Annotated in this window: 8 protein-coding genes; 2 read left to right on the top strand and 6 right to left on the bottom strand. The window is 67.3% G+C overall.

The window, feature by feature from the left end:
- Nucleotides 1-174: 174 nt before the first annotated feature.
- From CLG96_RS11440 to CLG96_RS11415, 6 genes are read right to left on the bottom strand one after another with little or no spacing between them, the layout of a single operon-like run.
- A complete protein-coding gene (locus tag CLG96_RS11440; RefSeq protein ID WP_107968057.1) occupies nucleotides 175-2,238 on the bottom strand; it encodes a TonB-dependent receptor in 2,064 nt (687 codons plus the stop codon).
- Between the two features lie 21 nt (nucleotides 2,239-2,259).
- Nucleotides 2,260-3,006, bottom strand: a complete 747-nt coding sequence (locus CLG96_RS11435) for a molybdopterin-binding protein (protein ID WP_107968055.1) — start codon at nucleotides 3,004-3,006, stop codon at nucleotides 2,260-2,262.
- Nucleotides 3,003-3,821 (bottom strand): cytochrome b/b6 domain-containing protein, encoded by an 819-nt coding sequence (locus tag CLG96_RS11430; protein WP_243395744.1) that lies wholly within the window; start codon nucleotides 3,819-3,821, stop codon nucleotides 3,003-3,005. Before CLG96_RS11430 ends, CLG96_RS11435 begins: the two co-directional genes overlap by 4 nt.
- A 45-nt stretch (nucleotides 3,822-3,866) precedes the next feature.
- Entirely contained in the window at nucleotides 3,867-5,318 is a 1,452-nt protein-coding gene (locus tag CLG96_RS11425) for an efflux transporter outer membrane subunit (RefSeq protein ID WP_423828199.1), read from the bottom strand.
- A complete protein-coding gene (locus CLG96_RS11420; protein WP_107968049.1) occupies nucleotides 5,315-8,485 on the bottom strand; it encodes an efflux RND transporter permease subunit in 3,171 nt (1,056 codons plus the stop codon). Before CLG96_RS11420 ends, CLG96_RS11425 begins: the two co-directional genes overlap by 4 nt.
- Before the next feature lie 3 nt (nucleotides 8,486-8,488).
- Complete coding sequence (locus CLG96_RS11415) at nucleotides 8,489-9,682, bottom strand: efflux RND transporter periplasmic adaptor subunit (protein WP_107968047.1); 1,194 nt, start codon at nucleotides 9,680-9,682, stop codon at nucleotides 8,489-8,491.
- A 286-nt stretch (nucleotides 9,683-9,968) separates the two neighbouring features.
- Between CLG96_RS11415 and CLG96_RS11410 the strand changes: the two genes are divergently transcribed.
- Together CLG96_RS11410 and CLG96_RS11405 are read left to right on the top strand one after the other, a co-directional pair.
- Nucleotides 9,969-10,988, top strand: a complete 1,020-nt coding sequence (locus CLG96_RS11410; RefSeq protein WP_107968045.1) for a sulfate ABC transporter substrate-binding protein — start codon at nucleotides 9,969-9,971, stop codon at nucleotides 10,986-10,988.
- 56 nt (nucleotides 10,989-11,044) lie between these two features.
- On the top strand, nucleotides 11,045-12,562 hold the full coding sequence (locus CLG96_RS11405; RefSeq protein ID WP_107968043.1) for an OprO/OprP family phosphate-selective porin: 1,518 nt from the start codon (nucleotides 11,045-11,047) through the stop codon (nucleotides 12,560-12,562).
- Nucleotides 12,563-12,689 lie beyond the last annotated feature (127 nt).

The raw sequence follows: 12,689 nt of genomic DNA, 5'->3' as shown, positions 1-12,689 counted from the left end.
TGCTCCCGCCTCGACGGCCCGGACCACACGTTCACGAAGATCATTCGAACAGGCTTTCGGCATCACCTGCTGGCCTCCTGCTGCCCAGCCAGCATCGTGAATCACAAAATCACCCGCTCAGGAATCCCCCGCGATTCAAGTCAGATGAAAGACGATCTAGTCGGCTGAAAACTCTCACCAGCCCGTATAGCGTAGCCCCAGCCACAAGCTGCGCGGCGTCGCGCGCTCGATCAGGCCATCGCCCGAAATCGCCGCCTCCACCCGCGCGTCGGTGACATTCTCCGCTCTCGCTTCCAGCATCAGCCCAGTCATGACCGGCAATGACGCCGTCGCGTCGAGCGTCACCGCATCATCGAGCCGCCGCACATTCTGATCATCCTCGAACTGCGCCGCGACATAGCGCAGCGTCGCGGCCGCCCGGATCCCGCCCGGCGGGGACCAGCCGAGCGTCGCCGAGGCCTGATGGCGCGGCGTCTGTGCGGGCCTCATCCCATCGAGCCCCGCCGCCGCTCCCGACGCCCGCACCCGCGCATCGACATAGGCATAGGCCGCATCCAGCCGCCACACGCCGTCGCCCAGGCCCGCCTCCAGTTCCACGCCGTTCGACCGCACCGCATCGAAATTGCCGCGCTGGCGATAGGTGCCGCCTGCCGCGACGAAGCCCACGCCCGGAAACACTCCGGGTCCCCGCCCCAGCGAGATATTGCCGATCGCGTCATCGAGCATATTGTGGAAGACGGTCGCCCCCAGCCGCACCGTCGGCAATGGCCGGAAGTCGATCCCCGCATCGATGCCCCGCAACCGCTCGGGCTTGAGCGCGGGATTGGCCGCGGTCGCATCCGTCCCCACTCGGAAGGGGCGATAAAGCTCGTTGAGCGTCGGCAAGCGCCAACCCAGATAGGCCGCCCCCCGCAGACTCGCCCCGCCACCCAGCCGATAGGCGATTCCCGCCCGTGCCGTCGGCTCCCAGCCGCTGCGGTCGGGATGCTCCACATCGGTCAGGCTCGCGCCCGTGGCCAGCACATGCTCGCGCAAATGCCCCTCATCGATCCACCAGCGGTCGATCCGCGCGCCGCCGGTCAAGGTCAAGGCATCGCTCGCCGACACGGTCAGGTCGGCAAAGCCGCCCAGCGTCCGCGTCCGCCCGCCCGCATCACGGATGCGGGTCGGCCGGCCCGCCACGAAGGTGAACAGCTCCTTGGTCTTGCCCTCGGTCAGGCGTCCATCGCCGCCGATGCGCAGCTCGACGCCGTCGCCGATGGGCGGACGCAGCTCGAACCGCCCGCCAATGCCGGTCGCCGGCACATTATATTGGTCGAGCGTCTGGTTGACAGCCGTGCGCGTGGCGTTGGCGCTGGCAAAGCCGCTCGAAAATTCGCGCATCTGCAGATAGGCCAGCGCCTCCCACCCCCAGCGCCCCCGCCCGACCAGCCGCAGGCTCGCATCCGCGCCGCTCGTGCGATTGTCGGTGAAGGCAAGGCCACGCGTCCGCTCGTCGATCAGGGCGAGCCCGCTCGCCTGAAGCTCCGTGTCCGGCCCCACGGGGAAGACGGCGCGCGCCGCCACGCTCCCCTGCGCATAGCGCGCCGGCCGATCGACCGGCCCCCGCTGCCCCTTGATGATCGGCACGAACCCATCGCCCCGACCGTAGCTGGCCGAAAGGCTCGCAAAGCCGCCGCCGAGCCGAGCGGAAAGCCCCGCATCCGCATCGATCGCATCGCGGCTGCCATAAGCGATCGCGCCCCAGGCCGGCGCCAGATCGGCCCGCCCCGCGCTTGTCAGCTCGATCGTGCCCGCAAGCGCGCCCGGCCCGAGCACGCCGCTTCCTCCGCCGCGCGTCACGCGCACATGCTCCAGCCGCTGGGGGTCGAACGCCGCCCAATTGACCCATCCGCCGAACGGATCGATCTGCGGCACGCCGTCGAGCACCAGCAGCGCGCGCGAGGAGGCGTTGCCGCCCAGCCCGCGCAGGCTAGCCCCCTGGCTCGTCGGATGCGCCGATCGCGCGTCCGAACGGCGAAACTGCTGGAGACCTGCGGCGTCGCGCAGCACATCCTCCAGCCGTCCGCTCGCCGATGACGTCAGCCGCTCCCGATCGATCGTCACCACATCATAGGCAATTTCGCCCGCGCCCGGCTCAAGCCCACGCCCGGTGACGACGATCTCGGGGACGGTTTCCGCCTCCTGCGCCAGGGCCGGCGCGGAAAGGATGCTCGCGCACAGCAACAGCGAACGCATGAAACTCAACGGTCCGCACGTTCAGATGCCGGCATACCATTCATAATCATTGCTATCCTCCCAATAGCCGCCCTTGCCCCCACCGATCGCGGCGAGCGAGGCGACGACCTCGATCCGCATCACATATTTGGCATGTTTGTAGCCAAGCTGCCGCTCGACCCTTAGCCGGATCGGCGCGCCATTCGCTACCGGCAGCATCTGCCCGTTGAGCGCCCAGGCCATGATCGTCTGCGGGTGGAAGGCGTCGATCAGGTCGATGCTTTCATAATATTTGCCTGCGCCAAAATCGTCCGCGCAATGAAAGACGATATAGCGCGCCCCGTTCCTCAGCCCCGCCCGATCGAGCAGCAGGCGCAGCGGCACGCCCGTCCATTGGCCGATCGCGCTCCATCCTTCGACGCAATCATGTCGCGTGATCTGCGTCCGCGCCGGCATCGCCCCGATCTGGGCGAGCGACAGGGACAAGGGCCGCGCCACCAGCCCATCCACCACCAGCCGCCAGTCGGCGAAGCGGCTCGCCAGATGCGCGGCATAATCCGCCGATCGCGGCATCGCCGTCCCATTAGACCGGAAGACGGGCGACAGATCCACCGGGCCGAACTCGCGCGCCAGCGCGGTGCGGTCCGTCACCAGCCGCTGCGCGCGCATCGTCAGCCCCTCGGCCGATCTGAGCACGCCCCGAACGGTCGGGCTCGCTATGATCCGGTCGCAGCCGGACAGCAGCCCCGCCGCCCCGATCGCCCCGATCGCCTTCCTCCGCGAGATCATCGCCCCCGCTCCCTCGGCAGCCGGAACCAGCCCGTCACCATCGACCGCACCTCGTTGAACGGCCCCGCCAGCACCACCATGACGAGATGGACGAGGATGAACAGCAGCATCGCCGCCGCGCACAGGAAATGGATCGACCGCGCCGATTGCCGCCCGCCGAACAGGTCGAGCAGCCAGGGCCAGGCCGCATTCATCCCCGGAGACATGGTAAGCCCCGTCAGCACCAGCAACGGCAGCAACCCGAAGATCACGCCAAGATAGGAGAGCTTCTGCAGGATATTGTAGCGCCGCGCCGCCTCGCCCGCCGGCAGGCGCAGCCGCGCATGATCGGCGATTTCATGCCAGATATTGCCCGGCGCCAGTTCCCCGCGCCGGGGCAACAGGTCGCGCCGGATATGCCGGTTGAACAGGCTCGCCACCAGAAAGGCCAGCCCGCCCGCCACCAGCAGCCAGGCGAAGGCGAGATGCCAGCGCCGCGCGGCGGAAAGGCTGTAGCGCGACGGGATCGTCGCCCACCATGGGAAGGCGCGCGTCTGCACATTGCCCTCACGGTCCTTCCACCGCCCGAGCACGCCGGTCGTGTCCCAGCTCCTGTCGCCGATACGCAGCATCCCGCGCGTCGGCGATGCGCCGATCTGCAGCCAGGCGCGATCCGCATTGGCGCCATATTGCCCCCAATAGAGGCGCGGATGGGCATTGAAGATCATCAGCCCGCTCATCAGCATGACGATCACGATGAGCGCATTCAGCCAGTGCCACAGCCGCGTCGCCAGCCGGTGGCGATAGACGAGCGGGCGATCCCCGGCATCGGCCATTTTCGCTCTCCTCATCGTCGCTCCGGCATCGCACCGGAATGGCCGCTATCGCCCGGCCGGCCCGAACGCGCCTTCCTCCACGCGCGCATCGCCGCCCAGCACGCGATAGAGCGTCACCAGATTGTCCGCCCGAATGAGCCGCGCCGCAACCACCGATTGCTGTGCTCCATAAAGCGTGCGCTGCGCGTCGAGGCTGGCGAGGAAGCTGTCGAGCCCGCTGCGATAGCGCGCGTCGGACAGCCGGTAATTGTCGCTCGCCGCCGCCAGCAGGTCGCTGCGCGCGGCAAATTCCCGGCCGATCGTGCTGCGCCGCGCCAGCGCGTCGGCCACCTCGCGGAACGCCGTCTGGATCGTCAGCTCATAGGCGGCGAGCGCCCGGTCGCGCCCGGCCCGGGCGGTGGCGAGATTGCCGCGATTGGCACCGCCATCGAAGATCGGCAGCGTCGCCGAAGGCGCCACGCTCCAATTGAACGCCCCTTCCTTGAACAAGGCGTCGAGCGCCCCGCTGGCAAAGCCCGCCACCGCCGTCAGGCTGATCGACGGGAAGAAGGCCGCCCGCGCCGCGCCGATCCGCGCATTGGCCGCCTTCAACGTAAATTCCGCCTCCGCCACGTCGGGCCGGCGCAACAATATGCGCGAATCCAGCCCCACCGGCAGCTCGGCCAGCCCGCCATCCACCGCCTCGATCGATAGCGGCAGCAGTTCCTCCGCCACCGGCGCGCCGACCAGCAGCTCCAGCGCATTGCGATCCTGCGCCACCTGCGTCGTGAAGCTCGCCACATCCGCGCGCGCCGTCGCCAGGATCGTCTCCGCCTGGCGCAGGTCGATGCGCGTGCCGATGCCGCCGGTCAGCCGCGCACGCGTCAGCCTCACCGATCGCACCGCATTGGCCTCGGTCGCCTCAGCGATCGCCAGCAGGCTGCGGTCCGCCGCGAGCGTCAGCCAGGCGCTCGCCGTCTCCGCCACCAGCGCCAGCCGCGCCGTCCGCGCCACCGCCTCGGTCGCAAAATAGTCGTTGAGCGCGGCGTCGGTCAGGCTGCGCACCCGGCCAAACAGATCGATCTCGAATGCCGCCATGCCGAGATCGACCGAATAGCGGTCGCTCGTCCGCGCAGCCCCGCTCGTGCCGTTGGCGCCGCCCCCATTGCCGCTGGTGCGCGCGACCGAGGCATCGGCGCCCGCCACGATGCGCGGCAGTCGCTCCGCCCGCTGCACGCGATATTGGCCGCGCGCCGCCGCAACATTGGCCGCAGCAATGCGAAGGTCGCGATTATTGGCGAGCGCCTGCCCGATCACCGCCTGCAGCTTGGGATCGCGGAAAATGTCGCGATAATCGACGCTCGGCAACGCGGCCGCATCGCCCGGCTCGACATAGGCTGCGCCCTTCGGCCAGCTCGGCGGCACGGGCGCGGCCGGCCGCACATATTTGGGCTGGAGGCTGCACGCGCCGAGCGCAGTCGCCATAAGCAGCGCGAAGGGAATGAACGCTCGCATCAATGCGCGCCCGCCGCCGCGCCGCTTACGGGCCGCTGCTTCACCTTTTCGCGGAAGAGCCGCCGCACCAGCACGAAGAAGAGCGGCACATAGAATATGGCGAGAATCGTCGCGGTCAGCATGCCGCCGATCACGGCGGTGCCGATGGCGATGCGGCTCTGCGCGCCTGCGCCGGTCGATATGGCGAGCGGCAGCACGCCGAAGATGAAGGCGAAGCTGGTCATCAGGATCGGACGAAGCCTGAGTCGCGCCGCCTCGATCGCCGCCTCATAGGCGCTCTTCCCCGTCTTTTCCGCCTGTTCGGCGAATTCGACGATCAGGATCGCATTCTTCGCCGAAAGCCCCATGGTGGTGAGCAGACCCACCTGGAAAAAGACGTCATTCTCCAGCCCGCGGAACGTCACGGCCAGCACCGCGCCGATCAGCCCCAGCGGCATCACCAGCAGCACCGCGAGCGGGATCGACCAGCTTTCGTAAAGCCCGGCCAGGCACAGGAAGACGACCAGCAGCGAGATCGCATAGAGCATCGGCGCCTGCCCTGAGGAGAGCCGCTCCTGAAAGGACAGCCCGCTCCAGGATACGCCCACGCCCGGTATCTCGGCGGCGAGCTGCTCCATCCGGTCCATCGCCTGGCCCGAGCTGCTGCCCGGCGCCGCCTGCCCCTGTATCTGATAGGAAGGGATGCCGTTGAAGCGCGTCAGCGTCGCCGGCGCGGTCGACCAATGTGCGCTGGCAAAGGCGGAGAAGGGCGCCATCGATCCGTTCGCCGAGCGCACATACCATTGGTCCAGATCCTCGGGCGCGGAGCGATAGGGCGCATCGCCCTGTACATAGACGCGCTTCACGCGCCCGCGGTCGATGAAATCGTTGACATAGATGCCGCCCCAGGCGGCGCTCAGCGTATTGTCCACCGCCGCCTGCGACAGGCCCAGCGCGCCGACCTTCGCCTGATCGACATCGACCTGCAATGTCGGCTGATCCTCCAGCCCGCCCGGCCGCACGCTCGCCAGCGACCTGTCTGCCGCGGCCGCGGCGAGCAACCGGTCGCGCGCCGCCTTGAATTCGGCGCGGCTGAGGCCGCCTATGTTCTGAAGCTCGAGCTGGAAGCCCCCGCTCTGCCCCAGCCCCTGCACGGCGGGCGGCGTCAGCGCGAAGAATTGGGCGTCGCGCAATTGCCCGCCCAGCGCCCTGTTGGCGCGCTGAGTGATGGCGATCACGCCATTTTCCGCGCCCTCGCGCTCGTCCCAGGGTTTCAGCGCAATGAAACCCTGCCCGACATTCTGGCCCGATCCGCCGAAGCGGAAGCCGGATACGGTGAACAGCCGGTCGACATTGGCCGCCTCCGTCCCCAGGAAATAATCCTCGATCCTCTTCGCCGTCTCCAGCGTGCGCGGCCGCGTCGCGCCGGGGGGCAGCGTATATTGGACGATCGCCGATCCCTGGTCCTCGGTCGGCAGGAAACTGGTCGGCAGGCGGGTGAAGAGCAGGGCCAGCCCCGCCGCGATCACCACATAGAGGATCATCGCGGCACCCCGCCGCGCGATCGTCCGCCTCACCCCCTGTTCGTATCGCGCCACCATGCGATGGAAGCGCCGGTTGAAGCCTGCGGAGAAGCGTTCGAGCAGCGCGCCGATCCGCCCCTGCCCGGCAGTCCCTGCCTCCTCATGCCGCTTGAGCAGGGTCGCGGTCAGCGCGGGCGTCAGGATCAGCGCCACCAGCACCGAAAGCGCCATGGAGGAGATGATGGTGATCGAGAATTGGCGATAGATCACGCCCGTCGATCCGCCGAAGAAGGCCATGGGCAGGAACACGGCGGAGAGGACGAGGCCGATGCCGATCAGCGCGCCCGTAATCTCGTCCATCGACCGGATCGTCGCCTCGCGCGGAGAAAGGCCGGGATTCTCCTGCATCACCCGCTCGACATTCTCGACCACCACGATCGCGTCGTCGACCAGCAGGCCGATCGACAGCACCAGACCGAACAATGTCAGCGTGTTGATCGAATAGCCGAACATAGCGAGCACGCCGAACGTGCCGAGCAGCACCACCGGCACCGCGATCGTCGGGATCAAGGTTGCCCGCCAATTCTGCAGGAAGACGAACATCACGATCACGACGAGGATGATCGCCTCGACCAGCGTCTTCACCACCTCCTCGATCGAAAGGCGGATGAATTCGGTGCTGTCGCGCGGGAAGGCGAAACGATAGCCGGGCGGGAAGCTGCGCGAGAGCTGCGCCACCTTGTCCTTCACCATCTGCGCGGTGGTCAGCGCGTCCGCGCCGGGGGCGAGCTGGATGGCGATGCCTGCGGCGGGATGACGGTTCAATCGCGTCAGCGCATTGTAATTTTCGGAGCCGAGCTCGATCCGCGCCACGTCGGAAAGCCGCACCTGAGAACCGTCCGTCTGCGTCTTGACGATGATCGCGCGGAATTGCTCCGGCCGCTGCAGGCGCGACTTGGCGGTCACGGTCGCGTTCAGCATCTGCGTGTCGGGCGACGGCTGCGCGCCGAGCTGGCCGGCGGCCACCTGCGTATTCTGCGCCTGAATGGCCGCTATGATGTCGGACGGCATCAGCCCCACGGCCGAAAGCCGGTAGGGATCGAGCCAGATGCGCATCGCATATTGCGCGCCGAACACATTGGTGTTGCCGACCCCCTGGATGCGCCCGATCGGGTCCTGCAGGTTGGACGTCAGATAGTCGGCGACGTCGGCATTGGTCTGCCGGTCGCTTTCGTCATAGACCGCGACCACCATCAGGAAGTCGGCGTTGGACTTGGTGACGGTCAGCCCCTGCTGCTGCACCTGCTGGGGCAATCGGGGCAGCGCCTGCTGCACCTTGTTCTGCACCTGCACCTGGGCGATATCCGGATCAGTGCCCTTCTCCAGCGTCACGCTGATCTGCACGCTGCCCGCCGAGCTGGACGTGGCGGAGAAATAGAGCAGCCCGTCAATGCCGGTAAGCTGCTGCTCGATCACCTGGGTGACGCTGCTCTCCAGCGTCTCGGCGGACGCGCCCGGATAATTAGCCGAGATATTGACGCCCGGCGGCGCCACGTCCGGATATTGGGCGATCGGCAGGCTGAAGATCGCGCCGATACCCGCCAGCATCACGCCGATCGCGATCACCCAGGCAAGGATCGGCCGATCGATGAAGATGCGGGATATCATGCCTCAGCGCCCGGTGCGGGGTGCGGCGGCTCCGCCGGCGGGCGGCGGGCTGGGCGGCGATCCGGCGGGAACGGGACGCACGGGCTGGCCCGGCTTCGCCTTGGCCGTACCCTCCACGATCACCCGCTCGCCCGGCTTCAGCCCGGCCGTCACCAGCCATGCGTCGCCCAGCGCGCGATCCGTCTCGATCGCGCGCAGCTCGGCCTTATTGTCGGCGCCCACCACATAGACATTGGCCTGGCCGCGCGGATCGCGGCTCACCGCCGGCTGCGGCACCAATATCGCCTCGCGCCGATTGCCCTGCACCACCGACGCGCGCACATACATTCCCGGCAGCAGCAGCCCTTGCGGATTGGGGAAGCGCGCGCGCAGCGTCACCGTCCCCGTGCTGGGATCGACGGTCACCTCGGCGAACTCCAGCCTCCCCGTCAGCCCGTAATCGCTGCCATCCTCCAGCTTCAGCCGCACTGTGGCGCTTGCCGGCACCACGCCCCCCGTCATCAGCGCGCGGCGCAGCACGAGCAGCTCCGCGCTCGATTGCTGGATATCGACGAAGATCGGATCGAGCCGCTGGATCGTCGTCAGCGCCTGCGACTGGCCCGCCGTCACCAGCGCGCCGGTCGTCACGATCGATCGCCCGATCCGGCCGCCGATCGGCGCGGTCACGCGGGTGAAACCCAGATTGATGCTCGCCGTGTCGAGCGCCGCGCGGCTCTGCGCCACCTGCGCGCGCGCCTGCCCCGCCGCCGCGCGCGCATCGGCCGCGTCCTGCCGGCTCACCGCCTCGATCCCCACCAAAGCGGCCATGCGCTCGGCGCGCTGCTCGGCAGCCGCGACATTGGCCTCGGCATTTGCGAGATTGGCGCGCGCCTGCGCCGCCGCCGCGCGATAGAGGCGCGGATCGATCTCGTAGAGCGTCTGGCCCGCGCGCACCATCGCGCCCTCGGTGAACAGCCGCGCGCGGACGATGCCCGATACCTGCGGCCTTACCTCCGACGTCTCATAAGCGGCGACGCGGCCCGCAAGCTCGCTCGCGAGCGGCACCGTCTCGCTCCTGACCGTCACATAGCCCACTTCGGGCGGCGGCGGCGCGGCCTTCTCCGCCTGTCCCCCGCTGCAGGAGGCGAGCGACAGCGCCAGCAGCAAGGCTCCCGCGGCGCTCCTTATGTTCTTGCGGCCATATCCGGGAAAAATCATGGAATGCTGGCTATTGGGCGCCCGACAGCCTGTCAATCGCCGGAATATTGCAGCCGCAAGGGATCCTCCGTCCGCATGTTCCGGAAGGGACGCCGCCGCCCTCCATCGCGTAAAATCCACGGCAGCGTTCCCCCTTATGCGGCCATCCATCATGATACTGTCAGGAATGGATGTTTCACCAGCAGAAAATAACAACGAGGGACGGCTCCGCGCCGGCGAAGATTCCTTATTATGTCTACTCTATTGAAAGAGATTATATTTCTCCCATTATCAGGGGAGTTTCGTCATGAAACGTCGCCTCGCCTCGATCGCCGGATGGCTGACCGCATTCGGGCTCGTCCTGCCCGCCACCGCCGCCGTCGCGGCTCCCGTCCAGCTTCTCAACGTCTCCTACGATCCCACGCGCGAACTCTATCGCGCGATCAATGACCAGTTCGCCAAGCGCTGGAAGGCGCAGAGCGGTCAGGATGTGGTGATCAAGCAAAGCCATGGCGGCTCGGGCAAGCAGGCCCGCGCGGTGATCGACGGGCTTCCCGCCGATGTCGTCACGCTGGCGCTCGCTTATGATATCGACGAGATCGCCGCGCGCACCAAGGCGCTGCCCGCCAATTGGCAGAGCCGTCTGCCGCAGAACAGCACGCCTTATTATTCGACGATCGTCTTCCTCGTCCGCAAGGGCAATCCCAAGGAGATCAAGGACTGGGGCGATCTGGTGAAGCCGGGCGTCAAGGTCATCACGCCCAATCCCAAGACGTCCGGCGGTGCCCGCTGGAACTATCTCGCCGCCTGGGGCTATGCGCGGCGCACCTATGGCTCGGATGCCAAGGCGCGCGACTATATGACGCGCCTGTTCCGCAACGTGCCGATCCTCGATTCGGGCGCGCGCGGCGCCACCACCACCTTCGTCCAGCGCGGCCAGGGCGATGTACTGCTCGCCTGGGAGAATGAGGCATTCCTTGCGGTGAACGAGCTTGGCCCGGGCAAGTTCGACATCGCCGTGCCCTCCATTTCGATCCTCGCCGAGCCGCCCGTGGCGGTGGTCGATCGCAATGTCGATCGCAAGGGCACGCGCAAGGCGGCAGAGGCCTATCTGCGCTATCTCTACACGCCCGAAGCGCAAGAGATCGTCGCGAAAAATTATTATCGCCCGCGCAATCCGGAGGTCGCCGCACGCCATAAGGCCCAGTTCCCGAATGTCGCGCTCCTCACCATCGATCGCAATTTCGGCGGCTGGGCCCGCGCCCAGGCGGCCCATTTCAACGATGGCGGCGTGTTCGATCAGGTGTTCGAAGAAGCGAAGCGCTAAGGCGCGTGGCCCCTGGGGGGAGGGATTTTCCGGGCCGCAGCAAAAGGGATTTGACCATGCGCAGCATTTTCGCCGGCGGGGCCTCGCTGATCGCGCTTGCGATCGCCGCGCCCGCTGCGGCCCAGACAGGTCCCGAGCCCGGCCAGGAGGAACAGACCCAATCCTATGAAGGCCAGGAAACCGGCATCGACACGCTCGTCCCCGCCGACGACGTCGCCGCCGAGCCTGCTCCCGCCATACAGAAGACGGGCGATCCGATCCTCGACCGGCTGAACGCGCTGGAAGCCAAGGTCAGGGCGCTCGAGGCACGCAACAAGCAGCTCGAGGATCAGGCCGCCGAAACCGCGACCCGCGTCGAGAAGGTCGAGGTCCGCGCCGCCAAGGGCGTGCAACCTGGCGTCGCCCCCACCTTCGCGGACGTGACGGACAATTTCAGCTTCAAGCCGCGCGGCACGTTCCAGATCGATTATGCCGCTTATAATGCGCGCGCCGGCGGCTATGATTTCAACAATGGCACGCAGATCCGCCGCGGCCGCTTCGGCTTCGACGGCACGGCCTGGCGCACGTTCCGATATCGCATCGAGGCTGAATTCGTGAACAACAGCGTCAATCTGCTCGACGCCTATGTCCAATATGCCGGCATCCCCCAATGGCTGTTCACCGTCGGCCAGCAAAAGACGCCCTTCGGCCTCGAAGCCAACACCAGCGACGCGTTCAACACCTTCCTGGAACGCGGCATGGCCAATGTCGCCTTCGGCGCGGTCGGCGCGGAGCGGCGCATCGGCGCCACCATCGCCTATCAGACGGACCGGCTGAACGCCACGATCGGCGTCTTCGGCGCGGGCGAGGCGGTAAATCGCAACGCCGTCACGCCCGACGAGACCTATAGCGTCAACGGCCGCCTCAGCTGGGCCCCGATCCTCGATGCCGGCCGCCTCGTCCATCTCGGCGCATCGGCCTATCATGTCACAAATCTCGCCGGGAATATGATCACGCTCGCCGACCGGCCGAACAGCCGCATCGACGACGGCCGCATCATCTCCGCCGCCATCCCCGGCGGGGTCAGCCCCACCGGCGTGAAGAGCGGTGCGAAGGACGCCACCTTCGTCGGCGCGGAAAGCGCGCTGGTCTATGGCCCCTTCTCCGTGCAGGGCGAATATGGCCATTTGTCGGTCGATCGCTTCGGCGCGGAGCCCTCGCTCGATTTCGACGGCTTCTACGCCTTCGCCAGCTTCTTCCTGACGGGCGAGTCCCGCACATTCCGCAACGGCGCGGTCGACCGGCTGCGGCCTTTCGCGGACTTCAATCCGCAAAATGGCGGCTGGGGTGCGTTCGAGCTCGCCTTCCGCTACGACCAGCTCGACCTGACGGACACGGCGCTTTCGCCACTCAAGCGCAAGGCGCACAGCTATACGGGCGCACTCAACTGGCATTTGAACGGCAATTTGAAGCTGCTGTTCAACTATATCCGCGCAAAAGGCACCAATAGCCCGCTGGTCGTAGCCCCCGTCACCGAAAACGGCACCACCGCCAAGGTCGACATCTTCCAGACCCGCCTGCAACTCGACTTCTGACCAGCCCCTCTCCCCTCCGGGGGAGCGAGAAAGCCTCTCATCCCGTCGCCTTACAGGTCAGCGTCTTGCCAAACGCGAGCCGCTCCAATGCCTGCTGAGCTGAAGCTCCGGAGACCTTGGGACATCG

This window comes from Sphingomonas oleivorans, assembly GCF_003050615.1.
Taxonomy (GTDB): domain Bacteria; phylum Pseudomonadota; class Alphaproteobacteria; order Sphingomonadales; family Sphingomonadaceae; genus Sphingomonas_H; species Sphingomonas_H oleivorans.
Note: the sequence above shows the minus strand (reverse complement) of the source record. Positions and strands in the feature narration are given on the sequence as shown.

Excerpts from the sequence above, each read along its gene's own strand:
- CLG96_RS11440 (WP_107968057.1), bottom strand. The coding sequence starts at position 2,238 with ATGCGTTCGCTGTTGCTGTGCGCGAGCATCCTTTCCGCGCCGGCCCTG.
- CLG96_RS11435 (WP_107968055.1), bottom strand. The coding sequence starts at position 3,006 with ATGATCTCGCGGAGGAAGGCGATCGGGGCGATCGGGGCGGCGGGGCTG.
- CLG96_RS11430 (WP_243395744.1), bottom strand. The coding sequence starts at position 3,821 with ATGGCCGATGCCGGGGATCGCCCGCTCGTCTATCGCCACCGGCTGGCG.
- CLG96_RS11420 (WP_107968049.1), bottom strand. The coding sequence starts at position 8,485 with ATGATATCCCGCATCTTCATCGATCGGCCGATCCTTGCCTGGGTGATC.
- CLG96_RS11415 (WP_107968047.1), bottom strand. The coding sequence starts at position 9,682 with ATGATTTTTCCCGGATATGGCCGCAAGAACATAAGGAGCGCCGCGGGA.
- CLG96_RS11410 (WP_107968045.1), top strand. The coding sequence starts at position 9,969 with ATGAAACGTCGCCTCGCCTCGATCGCCGGATGGCTGACCGCATTCGGG.
- CLG96_RS11405 (WP_107968043.1), top strand. The coding sequence starts at position 11,045 with ATGCGCAGCATTTTCGCCGGCGGGGCCTCGCTGATCGCGCTTGCGATC.